Annotated in this window: 16 protein-coding genes, 1 other RNA gene and 1 other annotated feature; of the genes, 5 read left to right on the top strand and 12 right to left on the bottom strand. The window is 43.4% G+C overall.

Translation table 11 applies throughout. The annotated features are described in order from the left end of the window. Positions 1-83: 83 nt before the first annotated feature. Entirely contained in the window at positions 84-509 is a 426-nt protein-coding gene (locus tag CSV69_RS04190; RefSeq protein WP_232319571.1) for a MarR family winged helix-turn-helix transcriptional regulator, read from the top strand. A gap of 140 nt (positions 510-649) precedes the next feature. Here the strand turns inward: CSV69_RS04190 and CSV69_RS04185 are convergent, their stop codons facing one another. Both CSV69_RS04185 and CSV69_RS04180 read right to left on the bottom strand, forming a co-directional pair. Continuing rightward, positions 650-1402, bottom strand: coding sequence for an SDR family NAD(P)-dependent oxidoreductase (locus CSV69_RS04185; protein WP_085426353.1), 753 nt, complete (start codon positions 1400-1402; stop codon positions 650-652). 81 nt (positions 1403-1483) lie between these two features. Further along, positions 1484-2482, bottom strand: a complete 999-nt coding sequence (locus CSV69_RS04180; RefSeq protein WP_099625908.1) for an EAL domain-containing protein — start codon at positions 2480-2482, stop codon at positions 1484-1486. Positions 2483-2707: 225 nt separating this feature from the next. Between CSV69_RS04180 and CSV69_RS04175 the strand changes: the two genes are divergently transcribed. Together CSV69_RS04175 and CSV69_RS04170 are read left to right on the top strand one after the other, a co-directional pair. After that, positions 2708-3121, top strand: a complete 414-nt coding sequence (locus CSV69_RS04175; RefSeq protein ID WP_233192330.1) for a DUF948 domain-containing protein — start codon at positions 2708-2710, stop codon at positions 3119-3121. Positions 3122-3126: 5 nt separating this feature from the next. After that, positions 3127-3564 (top strand): DUF948 domain-containing protein, encoded by a 438-nt coding sequence (locus CSV69_RS04170; RefSeq protein ID WP_085426356.1) that lies wholly within the window; start codon positions 3127-3129, stop codon positions 3562-3564. Between the two features lie 375 nt (positions 3565-3939). Here the strand turns inward: CSV69_RS04170 and CSV69_RS04165 are convergent, their stop codons facing one another. From CSV69_RS04165 to yhfH, 3 genes are all read right to left on the bottom strand, one after another. Beyond that, positions 3940-4428 carry a DUF948 domain-containing protein gene (locus tag CSV69_RS04165; RefSeq protein WP_232319572.1) on the bottom strand — a complete coding sequence of 163 codons (489 nt, stop codon included), beginning with the start codon at positions 4426-4428 and terminating at the stop codon, positions 3940-3942. Between the two features lie 19 nt (positions 4429-4447). Further along, a complete protein-coding gene (locus CSV69_RS04160) occupies positions 4448-4870 on the bottom strand; it encodes a DUF948 domain-containing protein (RefSeq protein ID WP_085426358.1) in 423 nt (140 codons plus the stop codon). 510 nt (positions 4871-5380) lie between these two features. Beyond that, positions 5381-5512 (bottom strand): protein YhfH, encoded by a 132-nt coding sequence (gene yhfH, locus CSV69_RS04155; protein WP_085426359.1) that lies wholly within the window; start codon positions 5510-5512, stop codon positions 5381-5383. Between the two features lie 686 nt (positions 5513-6198). On the opposite strand from yhfH, the gene ilvA reads away from it, so the two are divergent. Continuing rightward, entirely contained in the window at positions 6199-7467 is a 1269-nt protein-coding gene (ilvA, locus tag CSV69_RS04150; RefSeq protein WP_085428957.1) for a threonine ammonia-lyase IlvA, read from the top strand. A 364-nt stretch (positions 7468-7831) separates the two neighbouring features. Beyond that, positions 7832-8404, top strand: a complete 573-nt coding sequence (locus tag CSV69_RS04145) for a GDYXXLXY domain-containing protein (protein WP_099692771.1) — start codon at positions 7832-7834, stop codon at positions 8402-8404. Positions 8405-8453: 49 nt separating this feature from the next. Here CSV69_RS04145 and CSV69_RS04140 read toward each other — a convergent pair whose 3' ends face one another. The 7 genes from CSV69_RS04140 to CSV69_RS04110 form a co-directional block, all read right to left on the bottom strand. After that, a complete protein-coding gene (locus CSV69_RS04140) occupies positions 8454-9872 on the bottom strand; it encodes an NAD-dependent succinate-semialdehyde dehydrogenase (protein WP_085426361.1) in 1419 nt (472 codons plus the stop codon). 14 nt (positions 9873-9886) lie between these two features. Next, entirely contained in the window at positions 9887-10654 is a 768-nt protein-coding gene (locus CSV69_RS04135) for a tRNA threonylcarbamoyladenosine dehydratase (RefSeq protein ID WP_085426362.1), read from the bottom strand. 134 nt (positions 10655-10788) lie between these two features. Next, a non-coding RNA gene (ssrS, locus tag CSV69_RS04130) (6S RNA) lies at positions 10789-10969 on the bottom strand. A gap of 76 nt (positions 10970-11045) precedes the next feature. Then, positions 11046-12815 carry an aspartate--tRNA ligase gene (gene aspS, locus CSV69_RS04125; protein ID WP_099625905.1) on the bottom strand — a complete coding sequence of 590 codons (1770 nt, stop codon included), beginning with the start codon at positions 12813-12815 and terminating at the stop codon, positions 11046-11048. 467 nt (positions 12816-13282) lie between these two features. Continuing rightward, positions 13283-14545, bottom strand: a complete 1263-nt coding sequence (hisS, locus tag CSV69_RS04120) for a histidine--tRNA ligase (protein ID WP_085426364.1) — start codon at positions 14543-14545, stop codon at positions 13283-13285. Positions 14546-14619: 74 nt separating this feature from the next. Next, positions 14620-14838: a binding site (T-box leader), on the bottom strand. A gap of 248 nt (positions 14839-15086) precedes the next feature. Beyond that, positions 15087-15527 (bottom strand): D-aminoacyl-tRNA deacylase, encoded by a 441-nt coding sequence (gene dtd, locus CSV69_RS04115; RefSeq protein ID WP_099625903.1) that lies wholly within the window; start codon positions 15525-15527, stop codon positions 15087-15089. Positions 15528-15542: 15 nt separating this feature from the next. Then, positions 15543-17741: a RelA/SpoT family protein gene (locus tag CSV69_RS04110; RefSeq protein ID WP_099625902.1), complete on the bottom strand. Its 2199-nt coding sequence runs from the start codon at positions 17739-17741 to the stop codon at positions 15543-15545. Between the last annotated feature and the right edge of the window lie 141 nt (positions 17742-17882).

The raw sequence follows: 17882 nt of genomic DNA, 5'->3' as shown, positions 1-17882 counted from the left end.
CAACTGTTTCATTTCGTATATAATATTGTATGATGAATAGTATATAAACATAAAGTTTCTTGAAGGAAAGGGAGGCGTTCTTTTTGAATGAAAAACAAACAATTTTTAATTTGGTACATTTAATGGATCAAGTGACGAATAAAATGCTGATCCGTTTCCAGCAAGAATCTAAGCTGTCCCTAGGCATCTCCCATATCCTTGTGTTGCTAGAGTTACATAACAAAGGTGAGCAACGTCCTTCTGACTTGGCTGAGACACTAGGCTTTACACCCGCTTCATTGACGCATTTGTCGTCAAAGCTCATTAAAAGCGAGTTTATTACGTTGCGGAATGATGAAAAAGACCGCAGAACAAAGTATTGGAAAATAACTCCCATGGGCCTAGAAATTTTAGGTGAAGCACAGAGATGTGGAATGCAAGTGCGTTCGGAGTTCTTTAGTCACTTATCGGAAGCTGAACGAAATAGTTTAATCCAAATTTACACTAAGTTAAATAACACGTTTGTTTGAGGGGAGCTGTTCCACTACGGAGCAGCTTTTTTGTTTTGGCAAGGGTATAGCTAGATAACTGGTAAAGGCTGTTGCGAACTCGCTCATTCTTCCATACAAAAAAGCTGCCCCATAAAATCAGGACAGCTTTGAATAATGTATTAACGTAATTTGATAGATCCGCCGTCGACCATCATCGTTTGACCGGTGATGTAAGAAGCGTCTTCGCTCGCTAGGAATACTGCGGTGCGACCGATGTCTTTCTCTGGATCACCAAGGCGTCCAAGTGGATTTTTCGCAAGAATCGCTTGATAAGCTTCGGGATTTTCTTTACCCCAATGCTCAATGCCTGGTGTTTTAGCAATTGGTGAAATAAGGTTACACGTGATACCGTATTCTCCCCATTCATTCGCCGCCACTCTTGTGATCCCGCGGATAGCTTCTTTCGCCGCAGCGTATGAACCTTGGTTCACATCACCGTTTAATCCTGCACCGGATGAGAAGTTAATAACGGATCCTTTTGACTCTTTCAAGTGCGGAAGAGCCGCTTGCATCAAGTAGAGCGTCGGATAAAATCCTGTATTGAACGACAGGTCTATGTCTTCTTGTGTCATCTCTTCAATAGATTTCATACGTGAAGCATGAGCGTTGTTAACTAAAACATCCAATTTACCGAGTTTCGTTACAACTTGCTCAACAATGGAAGGTAATTCTTCTCGTGCAGTTAAGTCCGCTTGAAGAAAAATCGATTGCGGAGAGATTTTCTGCAATTTTTCAATCGCCGCTTCGCCTGCTTCTTTGTTCAAGTCAACGATCGCAACAGTCGCTCCTTCTTTTACGAATGCCGTAGCGATTCCTAATCCGATGCCTCCTGCTCCGCCTGTGATGATTGCCACTTTTTTGTCTAATTTCATATGTATCATCTCCTTATTAATTTTATTTTAACATTAAACTAAATTCAATGTAAACTAATTAACCCCGTCCACACGTATGCTTCATATCAAGATTTCAGCTAGTGGAACTGCTGAAGGTTTACCAAATAAATAACCTTGAAATAATTGGTATCCTTTCGCTTTCAACCACTCAAAATCTTCTACTTCTTCTATCCCTTCCGCTAATGGAATCGCATCTACCGCTAGCGCTTTTTCAAGAAACTTCGCTGCTATAACTTGCTTAGCAGGATCAGTAGCGACACCTTGCACATACTTAATATCAAGCTTCATATAGTTCGGACGAAGAAAAGACAATACTTCAACCGTGTTATAGCCTTCCCCTACATCGTCAAGCGCATACTCGAATCCTCTTGAATGATAGTACTCCAAAATGGTTTTTAAATGGTCCATGTCTTCTACTTTTTCTGACTCCACTACTTCAAAAATCAAACGGTATGGGTCAATCTCCAAATCATTCGCTAATTTAATAGTAGATCGCAAGCAAAACTCAGGTGAATATATAGACGTTGGAATGAAATTAATGAATGCTTTTTGCGTAATACGCTTTGCATACCGAACGGCCGTCAGACGACAGACTCTGTCGAGAGCATATAACCTACCGCGTTCTTTTGCTGCGGTGAAGATTTCATTTGGATAGATCACTCTACCGTCTTTATGGTAGAAACGTGCGAGTAATTCATAAGCATAAATCTCAAGGTCCGGTGTAACAATAGGCTGATAGTGGCTCGTTAGTTGTTCATCTTTAATCACTTGGTCAATCCACTGCATTTCGACGACTTGCATGACTTCCGTGAACGGTCGCCAGTCGGTTTGGTCCAGACGAAACTGAATAGAATCCATTTCTACTGCATGATCGACGCAAAAGTCGTATAATTCTTTTATCCCTTGTTCTTTTACATGAAATGTTTGGTCTTCCTGGCGCACCAGCATGTGAGCTCGTTTCAAATGCTCTTCTATTGAAACGATCAGTGCGGGTTGCTGACATTTTTCAAATGATACTTCATAATCAATATCACGGACAATGCAACCTTTACAAGGCATTTTTTTCACTCCTTCTACGTCTGATTGAAAAATTATATCACATTTGAGGTACTTTACTCACATATACGATGTAAAAGTAGAGTATTTCTAGTTAATTAGCATGCCAGTGTTTAGATTACTTTCATTTGTGGAATGACAAGGATATAGAACGTTTACCCGTTTAAACGTAAGTAAGACGTTCAAGGTTAGAAACGCACTTATTATGTGGAGGTGACTAGATTGAAGGTGCTCTTGTATATTAGTGCCATAGTCGCCGTTGCGGCTTTAGTAGTTATCGCAATTGCTATTATCAAAACAGCCAAAGCGGTCAAAGAAGCAATGACAGATGTAAAAGAAACGATGAAACGTGTAGAACTGAAAGTGGGCGGGATTACGGATAAAGCCGATCAGCTCATGACGCAGACGAACCAAATTGCAGAAGATGCGAATGCAAAACTGCAATCGGTTGACGGATTGGCGGCTTCAGCGAAAGAACTTCGTGAATCCACCGAGTACGTGCAGAACTCTATCGCTAAAATGGCGGATCAAGTATCAGCGCCTCATGGCAAGTATGCCAAGTTGATGGAGCAGACGACTGCATTGTCTGAAGTAGCGTCCAAGATGTATTACAAAATGAAGCAGAATAACGGAGAGAGGTGAACTTGATGGATTGGGTACTAGGAATAGGCGTACTGCTAATTGGCATCGCGCTACTAATTGTCGCAATCGTGTTGATCAAACCGCTCGGGAAGTTGACCGAGGTGTTGGAGAGTGTCAAGAAGACGACCGATACCCTGCCGTCAACGGTAGCGGAAGTTACGGGTCAGACACAGCAGATCCTTCATACGACAAATGATACGATCAGTAATGTAAACAAGCAGATTTATGAAGTCACTCCTGTTTTCCAGATTGTTGGAGATGTCGGTGAGGCTTCACGTGAGGTAACGACGGCTGCACTGGATACGACGATTCGTTTTAAAGATCGTGTAGGCCATGCGGGTGAGTTTGTCCGAGAGAAAGAGTATAAAGGGTTGTATGGTGTGGCGACGCTGGCGTTTTATTTGATGCAGCAGCGCAAAGAGCTTAAGAAGATGCGACCATAAGTGGAAGAGCTGTTCAGAGAGTCTTACAGAGACTTTGTGAATGGCTCTTTTTTTTGTGGGTTGGGATAAAGAAGCAAACGTGGAGAAATAATAAAAGATAAAACATTAGTCAATTTCCCACTTTCAATCTGATTCTATTCTAAAGCGAAACACTATCTGTCCTACCTAAACCGAACGAAGGCGCCTCCCAAGCAGTAGGCGTAGTGAAGAGACAGGGACAGGCGCCCTTACCTGTCCTTGGCTTTTCACGGAAGCTATCTGCTAGCGCCGTAGTGAGTTCAATGACGTTTCTACTTCCCCACTCACTAGGTTAGAAGCAAAAAAAAGACTGAAGATCAAGCCTGGGTAGGTTTGGTCTTCAGTCTTTGCCAGCGCTTAGATAGAGTCTGGCGCTGGTAGTCTTTTTGTTGGTTGGTTCTGCTCTGCGTGGTCTTTTGCTGTACTTACGGATTGTTTACGCTTTTTGAAGATGTAGTAACCTAGCATGGCTGAACCGTAGATGTTGCCTAGTTTTTTGTTTTGCTCTGATGTGTCTGTGTGCTCTCCTTTTTGTTGGACAGATGATGACACGTCCACAAGTGAAGAAGTTAATTGATGTGTAGATTCGCCAAGGTCCCCGATTACTTGGAACAATGGTGTGAGATTTTCAATTTTTGTATTGATATCTGCTAATGAATCATTACTGTTTTTGATTAAGTTTCCTGTTTCATCCAAGATACCGTCAAGTTGTTTCGGAAGTGCCCCTACTGTCTCATCGACATCGTGTAGGATATTTCCAACTTGTTGTAGTACTTTAGCGAAATAGATAGCTAAAATGACGAAGGCAATACCAATCAGTATAACGCCAATTCCAACGAGATCCATTCTCAACCCTCATTTCCTTTTACGTAGTTTTTGTACTTCTTTTGCCGCGTTGCCATGAATTATAAACCTGAGCGCCGAACTCTCCATATTGAATGGCTTGAACGAACTTTTCTGTTCCCGGAAGAGAACCGTCCTCTTCAAACTGTCTTGTCCGTTTGTTTACTTCTTCACTCAAGTACTGGCTTGACCGTCCGATATTTTCAATAGTAGAAAATAAAGGTGTCGTTGCAGCGAGTTTCACTTGAACATCTGTTGCCAGTTGTTCCGTCTCATTTAAGGTTCCATATAATTGCTCCATGCTTTTGTCCAGCTCTGCCTCTACCCCTTTTACCGTTCCCATGACTGTCAGCAATAAGTTTGAAGACTTCGTCAGTAACAATGAAAGGTAGATGGCGACAATCAATAGTGAGATTGCGATCAATAGTAGACCAATGTACGCCATACATACATCCTCCTCTCTAACAGACTAAATACACCTTATCATTCTATACCACTCTCAGTTTTTCTAAAACATTAAACATCTAAAGTTCTGTAATCGGATTTAGGAATTTTACTTTTCATGTTTTGTAAATGGGGACGGGGAGAGAAAAGTTGATCTACGTTCCAGGCGGACGCGTTCGGGAGGGCTCGCGGTGAGCCAACTGTTCGCTTCGCTCTCTTAGTTGTCTCTCCTGTCGAGCTGATCCTCCCCGAGTCGCCGCCTTCCACTTCGATCAACTTGGTGTCGTTTTTTAACTTAGTTAGTATAAGATCAAACTCTAATATCGAAGAGATCAACCTATTATTGGTGAATACTACTTTATCATGAGCTGAATATAGAGTATTTCTATATTACAAAATCCCTCAGCTAATTTTTACAGGCGAGGGATTTTGTATTTGCTATGTATTTGGCAATAGTCATGCTATTTCGTGCAAAAAATCCTATGCCCCATTAGAAGCATAGGATTCTTTATTAATGTTCATGTCGTCCGACGCAACGCTCGCATTCGTACATTACAGATTCTTGCTTTTCCTTGAATTGGTTACCACATTCTGTACAAACCTTTTCCACCATTTGTCTCGTCTGCTCTGTGTTCTTTTTCATCGTTCATTCCTCCATTCGGTTAATTAGTATTCTTCTGTACTGATACAGCTTCTTTTCTTGTTATTAATATATAACAGAGTAGTCTGAGTTGTCATTCATTTCAGACAGAAGCTATTATTTCGCGACGAATTCCAAAAGAGCACGACGAATGATAGATTATGTGCTTTAAAATAGAAAGTGGTATGTCACTGTACTGACATACCACTTTTTTACTTTACATCATCAGGCCGTATACCATCACAGCCGCGATGATGACAAGAGTTATAACAAACACCGTCCATTGCATGTTATCAGGCTTCTCTGGTCTACTATCCCATTTCTGCATGAACAAACGCTTCCTTTCTGATGTGTTAGTTCTTCATATATTAGTTTTCCCTTGCATCGGTGAATTAAACAATGCTTATTTACGTATAACTAAGAAAAGACTTCCCTATTAGTGAATGTACTTACTAGTATTTCATCACAAAAAGCTGATAAATTTTTGCATGAATTTATTAAATGAATAATGAAATGGATATGTTAGAAATCTCACCAATCAAGTAACCGCTTACATCTACAAGACTTTTTCCTTTTTATCAAACTTCATAAAATAAACACACAATTTAGAACTTTCTTATGTTCAATCAGTTTTTTTCATGTTATTATGAGTAAACGTTGACTCAGTAACGGAGGTTAGATGATAAGTGATGAAGGTGAAAAAAATGGAAACTCAAAGTGTACAAGTAGAAGATATCTTAATTGCCAACCAGTTGCTGAAAGACATAGTTGCGCACACGCCTTTACAGAAGAATGATCGTCTATCGGAAAAGTATGATTGCCACGTGTATATTAAGCGCGAAGATTTGCAGCATGTCCGTTCCTTTAAACTGCGCGGTGCGTATTATAAGATGAAACGCATTGAAACAGAAGCTCGTAAAAAAGGAATTGTCTGTGCGAGTGCAGGAAACCATGCACAAGGCGTAGCATTCGCTTGTGCGAACCTGGACATTGACGGCAAAATCTTTATGCCACAAACGACCCCTAAACAGAAAGTTAATATGGTGAAAATGTTCGGACGCGATCGTATCGAAATCATTTTAGTCGGTGATACTTTCGATGATTGTTTCGAAAGTGCAGTCGAATTAATGGAAAAAGAAAAGCGTATTTTCATTCATCCTTTCAATGATAAGGATATTATCGCGGGCCAAGGGACAGTGGCTGTCGAAATTATGAATGATATTGAAGAACCGATCGATTATGTCTTCGCAAGTATCGGCGGCGGTGGATTGATGTCTGGTATCAGCACGTACATCAAAAACTTGTCGCCTCATACGAAAATGATTGGGGCAGAGCCAGCAGGCGCCGCTAGTATGAAAGCGTCGATTGATGCACAAAAGATCGTGCCGCTAGCCAATATCGATAAATTTGTCGATGGAGCAGCCGTGAAGTGTGTGGGCGAGCTTAATTATGAAATTTGCAATGAATATCTTGAAAACATCGTCAGTGTCCCTGAGGGGAAAGTATGTACCGCAATTCTTGATCTATACAATGAACACGCGATTATCGCGGAGCCAGCAGGCGCCCTTCCGATTGCAGCACTTGATTTTTATAAGAATGAAATCAAAGGCAAGTGCGTCGTTTGTGTGATCAGTGGCGGTAATAATGATATCGGACGAATGCAGGAGATTAAAGAGAAGTCGATGATTTATGAAGGCTTGTTGTATTATTTCTTGGTCGATTTCCCACAACGTGCAGGTGCATTGCGTCAGTTCCTTGATGGTGTGCTTGGGCCTGAGGATGATATTACGATGTTTGAGTATACGAAGAAGAATAATAAAGAAAGCGGCCCCGGTCTTGTTGGAATTGAGATTAAGCGCAAAGAAGACTATAATGGGCTGATTGCACGAATGGAAAAGAACGGCTTCCCTTATAAAGAAGTGAATAAGGATAGTACGTTGTTCGGATTATTGATTTAATAAAAGTACTGCCGCGAGAGTCATATGACTTTTGCGGCAGTTTTTTGTTAGGAGATAGCGTATGGGATAGTGGGAAGGCACCGTTGATCTGTGTTCCAGGCGGACGCGTTTCTTAGAGGACCTGAATGGCCATATACACTTACAACGCCAGCTAAACTACTACCAAACTCCAATCTCCACCCAAAAAAACCACCTGCAAAAACCACAACCTACGCAGCAAAGTACGCTCAAATGCAACAAAACGTAAATCACTCTCCCCATACAAACAGATGTGAAAGGTTTCTGAAATAAAAAATTTGGGTAAATACTTACTAAAATACACTTAAACTGCACATGCTATCTGTACATAAGAAGAAACTTTTTTATGAAACTGCAGAAAGGCGGTGACTCTGAAATGGGCCCTAAGCATAGTAAATTCAGTATATCGATTCTCTTCATCGTTCCCCTGCTCATCCTAGCCAGTCTCACGGTTCCCTACTTCACCACACTCAAAAACGGAGCGGATATTTATCTTCAATCTGAAACCATCACCGAGCAAGACACGAACGAAAACTATGTCATGTTGCGCTATGATGTGGAAAAAGTACCGAAAGAGCGCATGACTCCTAGTTTGATAACCGCTTTAATGAAACCAGATGATTTAGGTCAAACACGAGTGTTTGGCGTATTGGAACAAAAAGGAGATGTGCATCAAGTCGTTTCATTGAGCAATAAAAAGCCTGCGGAAGGCGTGTATCTAATGGGATGGTTGGCGCAAACGACGGAACGAGAATACCGTCAGAACGACCATTATATCGTGAATTTCGGACTGGACCGCGTCTATGTTCCAAAATTCGGTCATCATGTCTCAGCGGATAGTGTAAACGACCGGACGATGACTGCACATTTTAAAGTACTAGACGGAAATAGCATTTTACGTGAGTTCAAAACCAATTAAAAGAAGCAAAAGGGATGAGTCGAACTCTTCCCTTTTGCTTCTTTTTTTATTATAAGCCTAATGAAATATATTTTACTTCCAAGTATTCATCCATTCCTTGATGTCCGCCTTCGCGTCCAAGACCACTTTGTTTAAAGCCGCCAAATGGAGCTTGTGGAGCAGATGGTAAGCCGTCATTTAGACCCACGATACCATAATCTAACGCTTCGCAAATCTGAATACCTTTTGTGATATTCTCCGTGAAGACGTATGACGCTAGTCCAAATACTGTATCATTTGCACGCTTGATTACTTCCTCTTGTGTTTCAAACGTGGTAATTGGCAATACCGGGCCAAATGTCTCTTCTTGCATACAGAGCATGTCGTCTGTTACATCTTTTAAGACAGTCGGTTGGTAGAATAAGCCTTTAATGAGTTCACCGCCAGTAACAACTGTTGCCCCTTTAGATTTCGCATCTTGTACATGCTCATCCACTTTATCGATTGCATCTTGGTCAATTAACGGACCAATTACGACGCCTTCTTCTTTGCCGTCGCCGACTTTCAATTTCTTCGTTTCCTCTGCAATGCGCTTTGTGAATTCTTCAACGATTGATGAATGAACATAAATACGGTTGGCACAAACACATGTTTGTCCTGCATTACGGAATTTCGCTGCGATAACGCCATCTACTGCTTTATCCAGATCCGCGTCCGCCATAATAATCGCCGGTGCCTGCCCACCGAGTTCCAATGAAATCTTCTTCATCGTATCGGCTGCACCTTTCATCAATGTCTTACCGATTTCAGTAGATCCTGTAAACGTCAGCTTGCGCACACGACCGTCTTCTTGCCATGCTTCTGCAATTTCACTCGCACTACCTGTTACGATGTTAAGAACACCATCCGGAATACCTGCTTCTTGCGCTAGCTCTATTAAACGGATTGCAGTAAGCGGTGTCTGAGAAGCTGGCTTCATGACGACCGTACAGCCTGCTGCGAGAGCCGGAGCGACTTTACGCGCAATCATAGCCGCTGGAAAGTTCCATGGCGTAATCGACGCGATTACACCTACTGGTTGCTTTTGCACGAACAATCGCTTATTCGATTGTGTAGCCGGAATGGTTTCACCATAAATCCGCTTACCCTCTTCAGCAAACCAGCTAATGTAACCATTCGAATAACGCATTTCGCCAAGCGCTTCGGCTAACGGCTTGCCTTGCTCAGTCGTCATAGTGTCGGCTACGCTTTCTTCATTTTCCTCAATCAACGCATGCCATTTCATTAAATAGGCGCTGCGCTCATATGCTGACAACGCTGCCCAGTCTGAAAACGCTGCAGAAGCGGCATCGACTGCTTGCGTAGCTTCTGCTTTGCCTCCTTTAGGCACTGCACCGATTGTCTCACCAGTTGAAGGATTTACTACATCGATTTTTTCTAACTCCTTACCGATCTGCTTACCATTAATGATCATTTCAGTTGTCTTCATATTCGATCTCTCCTTTATTTGGCATCATTGACACGTTCTACTGGAATATCTGCCACTATATCATTTAATACCCAACTGGCGAGAATTAAACCAGCCACAGACGGACAAAATGCATTGGAAGCTGGAGGCATTTGTGCTTTTCGAATGGATGCATCCGCTTTTCCGACCGTTTCAAGGACGTCTTCACGCACGACAATCGGACTTTCATCAGAAAATACGACCGGCACACCTTTTGGAATACCAAGTTTGCGCAAACGAAGACGCATTACTTTCGCGAGTGGATCAGTATGCGTTTTCGAAATATCCGCAATTTGGAATCGCGTCGGATCCGTTTTATTCGCAGCACCCATACTCGAAATCACTTTCACGCCGCGTTCAAGACATTGCTGAATCAAATGAATTTTATAGCTAATCGTATCCGATGCATCGATAACATAATCGGGTTTATATGAGAAAAATTCTTCCGCTGTTTCATCTGTGTAAAACATATGTAGATCGATCACTTCACACTCGGCGTTAATATCCAAGATACGTTCTTTCATGACTTCCGACTTCGAACGCCCGACAGTAGACAAATAGGCGACCAGTTGACGATTGATATTGGTAACGTCGATCGTATCTTTATCTACCAAGATAATTCGTCCAACACCTGTGCGCGCGCATGCTTCGGCAGCAAATGAACCGACTCCCCCCACACCTAGAATGGCCACAGTCTTGCCTTTCATTCGCTCCACGCCTTCTGTACCGATTGACAATTCATTTCTTGAAAATTGATGTAACATCTATACCGCATCCTTTATCGTAAATTGTATTATCTCTATCCTAAAACAGCCACCTGTATTCGCGCAACTAACTGAATTTTAGGCAATAAAAAACCTCCTCGCTTCCGCAAGAAGGTTGAAATTTTAAAGTTAAGTGAAATCCCGACTGTGCCGTCTTTGAATATCGCTTTGAACCCGCTAATAGCAGGTGGGTGTCCTGTATAACTCTTTTGGCGTCCCGATTAAAGGCATGTCATCCAAGCTATAACGTTGAACTCCCGACGATAAGATGTTGGGTCAAAACTAATTTACAAATGACGAACACTTCAGGATTTCTACTAACTTCATCTTATCACACACGTTTTTATAATTCAATCAATTTGTATAAAGTGTTCTGAAAATAGTTAGATACTCACTTTTTTACTGGTTCAGCGACTACTTTAATCCCGAGTTCTTTCAGCTGGGCGTCATCTACAGAACTTGGTGCTTCTGTCAATAGATCGCTCGCACTAGCTGTTTTAGGGAACGCGATGGTGTCACGTAAGTTGGTAGATCCTGCAAGCAACATCACGATACGGTCAAGACCGAACGCGATTCCGCCATGCGGAGGTGTTCCATATTCGAACGCATCCAACAAGAATCCGAACTGCTCGCGCGCTTGCTCATCGGTAAAGCCAAGTGCTTTGAACATCGCTTCTTGTACGTCACGCTGATAAATACGCAATGATCCGCCACCAAGCTCATAGCCGTTCAATACTAAGTCATACGCTTGTGCTTTTACAGTTTCCGGGCTCGTCTTCAATTCTTCCACGTCAGCAGGCATCGTGAATGGGTGATGCGCTGCGTAGTAACGGCCATCTTCCTCGTCGTACTCGAATAACGGCCAATCCGTTACCCATAGGAAGTTGTATTGAGACTGATCGATTAAGTCCAATTCTTTTCCTAACTTCAGACGCAATGCGCCAAGTGAATCGGCTACAACTGACTTCTTGTCAGCTCCGAACAAGAATAAATCTCCAGGTTCTCCGTCGCCAGCCGCTTTCAATGCTTCGCCAATTTCACCGTCGAAGAATTTCGCAATCGGGCCGTTAAAGCCGTCTTCCGTCACTTTCAACCAAGCCATTCCTTTAGCGCCGTACACTTTCGCAAATTCACCAAGGGCATCGATGTCTTTACGGGAATACTTTTCTGCAGCACCCTTAACGTTGATCAACTTCACTTGTCCGCCTGCTTCAACTGCGCCAGCGAATACTTTGAATGAAGAATCTTTAACAATCTCCGAAACATCCGTTAATTCCATTCCGAAACGAGTGTCCGGCTTATCTGAACCGTAACGACCCATTGCCTCATCATATGGAAGACGTTTAAATGGTGTTTCCACATCTACTTGCTTGACGTCTTTCATCACTTTTTTGATTAAGCGTTCGTTAAGCTCCAAAATTTCTTCGATTGACATAAAGCTCATTTCCATATCGATTTGCGTGAATTCCGGTTGACGGTCTGCACGTAAATCTTCATCGCGGAAACAACGAGCGATTTGGTAGTAACGGTCGAAACCAGACACCATCAATAACTGCTTGAATAACTGTGGTGACTGTGGCAATGCGTAGAATTCACCTTCGTGAACACGGCTTGGCACTAAATAGTCACGCGCGCCTTCAGGAGTTGATTTCGTCAGGATCGGTGTTTCTACTTCCAAGAATCCTTCATCATCCAAGAAATTACGAACCGTTTTCGTGATGTCCGAACGCATTTTGAACACTTTTGCAAGCTCAGGACGACGAAGATCGAGGTAACGATACTTCAGACGCGTTTCTTCGCCTACATCCGTTTCGTCTTCGATTGTAAATGGTGGGTTCTTCGCTTCGTTGATGACTTTCACTTCAACCACTTGAACTTCGATTGCGCCTGTCGCGATGTTTTTGTTCTTTGTGCGTTCTTGACGTTCGATCACGAGGCCCGTTACTTCGATGACGTATTCGTTACGAAGTGTTTCAGCAATTTCTAGTGCTTCTTTGGAGATGTCCGGGTTGAATACCGTCTGGACGATACCTGCGCGGTCGCGGACGTCGATAAAGATCAGACCACCAAGGTCACGGCGCTTCTGCACCCAACCTTTAAGCGTGACTTCTTCTCCGATTTGTAGTTCTGATAAGTTCCCACAATAATGTGTGCGTTGCATAGTGCTACACTACCCTTCTGATGTTTGGATTGTATTTTGTAAATATTATTAAATATAGAGAGCTACATGGTGTTGAGCATGGGATTTGCGCTTCAGAGGGGACGCTTTCCCGAGGGCCCGCGGTGAGCCAACCAGGTCGCTATGCTTCCTTTGGTTGTCTCACCTGTCGGACTGATCCTCCGCGAGTCGCCCCTCTTACGCTCCAATCCTATGTGGAGACTATGATTAGTTAATGACATCACTGAAGTTCATAAGTGACTTAATGTACTTTTTAAATTTATTTAAATTCAAGAACAGTAACGAAGTACTTCCCCCTCTAAAAGTAGGGATTGGAGTGCAGAGCGGCGACTCCCGCGGGAATAGCATGAGCCTTGAGACCCCGCAGAAGCGAAGCGCCGAGGAGGCTCAAGCCATGCCCGCAGGAAAGCGTCCGCTCGGAACGGAAATCCCCATGACGTTTCCTGCTCTTACTTCTTTAATTCCCCAATCAATTCATCAACCGCAACCTTCTTCTGTTCTCCGTCTGCCATGTTCTTTAGCTGGACGACGTTTTCGTTCACTTCGTCCTCGCCTATGACGATGACGTGGTTCGCTTGCAAGCGGTCAGCGGACTTCATCTGGGCCTTCATCTTGCGGTCCATGTAGTCCATCTCGCTACGCAAGCCATTGTCGCGTAGTTTGCTAAGGATCTCGAAGCCTTTTTCGCGTGCTGCGTCGCCTAGTGTGACGAGGTAAACATCGAGTGACGGTTCGTCCGTGAAGGACTTTCCTTCTGCATCAAGCGCCAGCAAAAGTCGCTCGATGCTGAGGGCGAAGCCGATCCCGGGAGCAGGTGGGCCGCCGATTTCTTCAGCAAGCCCATTATAGCGTCCGCCACCACAAAGAGTCGTAATCGCACCGAAGCCTTTAGACGTGCTCATGATTTCGAATGCCGTGTGGTTGTAGTAGTCAAGTCCACGTACGAGATTCGGGTCGTATTCGTACTCGATGCCCGCGATGTTCAAGTAGTTTTTCACTTTCTCGAAATATGCGCTTGATTCTTCATTAAGATAATCAGCGAGTGACGGAGCTGTTGTCATCAATGGATGTTCTCTGTCCACTTTACAGTCGAGAATGCGCAATGGGTTTTTTTCCAGACGGTTTTGGCAGTCTGAACAGAATTCCTCAATGCGCGGACTGAAGTGTGCGATCAACGCTTCACGGTGCGCGTCGCGTGATTCCTTGTCTCCAAGTGAATTCAACACGAGTTTGATGTCCGATAGACCGGTTTTTTTGTAAATGTTCATTGCCAATTCAATCACTTCTGCATCGATTGCTGGGTCCGCGCTACCGATTGCCTCTACGCCGAACTGGACGAATTGGCGATAACGGCCGGCTTGTTGGCGCTCATAGCGGAACATCGGACCTGTGTAATATAGCTTCACAGGCTGATCTGCGTATCCAAACATTTTGTGTTCGACGAATGAACGAACGACAGGTGCTGTGCCTTCAGGGCGCAATGTCATCGAACGATCGCCTCTGTCCGTGAACGTGTACATTTCTTTTTGCACAATGTCTGTCGTATCTCCAACTGTGCGCTGGAATAATTCAGTTTGCTCAAAAATCGGTGTGCGGATTTCTTTGTAGTTGTAAACGTCGCAAATCGAACGTGCAATTTTTTCAACGCGTTGCCACTTCCAAGAAACGTCAGGAAGAATATCCTGTGTACCGCGGGGAACCTTAAAATTCATAAGTAAAACTCCTTTCGATCATCTGATAACGGGTGAACTTCCAGAAAACACAAAAAAGCTCCCATCCCTAATAAAACAGGGACGAGAGCTTGTAGCTTCCGCGGTTCCACCCAAATTGACACAATTGTGCCCACTCGAATCCGGATAACGGCCGGTTCCGTCCATGCCTACTACTTTCAGCATGAATCCTCCGTGGTGTTGTTCGCTTTACGGTTCTGTCAGGGAATTTCAGCCAAGTTCCCCGTTCTCTTTCCAGCCTGTAGTAAAGATATTTTCCACATCATCGGTGTATGAATTAATTCGATTACTATCTATGTTAGTCGCAACCGCCGATACTGTCAACTCGTTTGACGAATTATATGTGATGGGGAGAATTAGCGAATGCTCATACAAACTGTTCATCCGCTCTATTCGAACTCGTGAGTGCTCTATGAAACGTCGTGACCGCTCTATCGCGCCTGTTATTCGCTCATAGAATTCAGCCAAGCGCTCTATCACGCCACGCAACTGCTCATAGACTTATCACACGCACACCACCTCATCACTTCGACTCAATCATCAACGTCACCGGACCATCATTCGTCAACTGCACGTCCATCATCGCACCGAACTGTCCCGTTTCGACGTGGAGTCCGTGACTACGCAGCTGTTCATTGAAGTATTCCCATAACGGTTCTGCTACATCAGTTTTCGCTGCGTCAATAAAGCTTGGACGACGGCCTTTTTGTACGTTGCCATACAAAGTAAACTGGGAAACCGATAAGATCGCGCCATTGACTTCATTGATCGAACGATTCAATTTTCCTTCGTCGTCTTCGTAAATGCGCAAGCCCGCAATTTTATTCGCAATATAGTTGGCATCTTGTTCAGTATCATCATGCGTGATGCCAACAAGCAATACATAACCTATTGAAATGGCACCCGTAATTTCTCCGTCAACTGTTACAGAAGCATCTTTCGCACGCTGTAATAAGACTCGCATGTTCACACCTCCTGTTTAGTTCATCACGCGTTCTACGGAATACACATCTTTAATTTGTTTGATTTTCTCGACGGTACGCTGTAGATGAGTGATGTTCTGGATTTTGATCGACATATGGATATGCGCGATATCGTCTTTATCTGCTTTACCGCTAACCGCGATAATCGGCGTATTCATATCGGCCACGACCATCATCACTTCATTCAGCAAGCCTTGTCGGTCAAACGCTGAAATTTCAATATCAACTTGGAATTCTTTTTTAACCTTCTCATCCTGAACCGCCCAGTCTACGTCGATAATTCGCTCTTGCTGTCCTTGTTCGGATAAAACGTTCGGACAATCGGTACGGTGAACAGAAACCCCGCGTCCACGTGTAATGAAGCCTACAATTTCATCGCCTGGAACAGGATTACAACACTTCGAAATACGAATCAACATATTATCAATGTCCTTGACGATTACGCCTGATTCGGTTTGTTTCTCAGGCTTCGGCGTATGAATATCCGAAACGATTTTGTCAATCGTTTCTTGCTTCACGCGTTCCTTGCGCATTCGCTCAGCTAGTCGATTGACAACTTGTTGTGCGGTAATGCCGCCTGATCCGACTGCTGCGTAGAGATCTTCTTCAGAAGTGAAACTGAATTTATCAATCGTGCGCTGCATATTTTCTTTACTCAACGCTTCTTTGACGTCATACTCTTCAGCTTTCAATTCCTTCTGGATCATTTCGCTACCCTTGTCGATGTTCTCGTCGCGTAATTGCTTTTTAAAGTACTGGCGAATTTTATTTTTCGCTTGAGAAGTATGAGCCAGTTTCAGCCAATCACGACTTGGGCCAAATGATTGTTTCGATGTCAAAATTTCCACAATGTCGCCAGTCGACAACGCCGAATCCAAAGGAACAATTTTACCATTGACTTTTGCACCCGTCGTCCGGTTACCGACTTCGGAGTGCACACGATAAGCAAAATCGATTGGCACCGATCCTTGCGGCAATTCGACAACATCCCCGTCTGGTGTAAATACATAGACCATGTCCGAGAATAAATCGAACTTCAATGATTCCATAAATTCCTGCGCATTGGAAGATTCATTTTGAATTTCAAGAATCTCACGGAACCATGTAAATTTCGAATCAATATCACTATCCAGTTTTGCCACTGGTTTACCTTCTTTATACGCCCAATGTGCCGCTACACCAAATTCAGAAATTCTGTGCATCTCTTCTGTACGAATTTGCACTTCGAGAGGATCTCCTGCAGGCCCCACGACCGTCGTATGAATTGACTGGTACAAATTTTGTTTCGGCATCGCGATATAGTCCTTGAATCGTCCAGGCATCGGCTTCCATAGCGTATGGATAATCCCGAGCGCCGCGTAGCAATCCTTGATACTTTTCACCACAATACGGACTGCTAATAAATCATAAATTTCATTGAATTCTTTTTTCTGAATGACCATTTTTTGATATATGGAATACAAATGCTTCGGTCTGCCATGCATTTCTGCCGCAATACCCATTTCGTCCAGTTCGACACGCATCTGGTTCATGACGTCTGTCAAATATTGTTCACGTTCTGTCCGCTTTTGCTTCATCAAATTCACGATGCGATAATACTGTTGCGGATTGGAATAGCGTAATGCAATATCTTCGAGCTCCCACTTAATCGTGGAAATTCCAAGACGATGAGCAAGTGGAGAGAAAATTTCCAGTGTTTCTTCGGAGACACGACGTTGTTTAGCAGCAGGAACATGCTTCAATGTCCGCATATTATGTAAGCGGTCCGCCAATTTAATTAGAATGACACGGATATCTTGTGCCATCGCGATAAACATTTTGCGGTGGTTTTCCGCTTGTTTTTCTTCATTGGATCTGAATTTTAATTTATCGAGCTTCGTTACGCCATCCACGAGCATCGCGACTTCATCACCAAATTCGCGGATGATATCTTCACGGCTGATCTCCGTATCCTCTACCACGTCGTGCAAAAAGCCTGCCGCAACGGTTTCTGGATCCATTTGAAGTTCAGCCAAAATGCCTGCCACTTGAATCGGATGGTTGATATACGGCTCACCTGAAGTTCTAAACTGTCCTTCGTGAGACTTTTTCGCCATGACATACGCGCGCTTAATGAATTCGACGTGCTCTTCATTCATGTATTTGGCGACCAAGTCGTATACGTCTTGTTCTGTCAGGTCTTGATTTTTCGCCATTATGTTACCCCTTTCAACCTATTCCGTAAATATTTAGATAATTTTTTTAGTAGTATATGTATAATATCATTTATCGTTAAAGCGAATCAAACTCAGTGCCCATATAACAAGAATCCTCCGCGTTTAGCGAAGGATTCGTTA

The sequence above is a fragment of the Sporosarcina sp. P26b genome (assembly GCF_002743245.1).
Classification (GTDB): domain Bacteria; phylum Bacillota; class Bacilli; order Bacillales_A; family Planococcaceae; genus Sporosarcina; species Sporosarcina ureae_C.
Note: the sequence above shows the minus strand (reverse complement) of the source record. Positions and strands in the feature narration are given on the sequence as shown.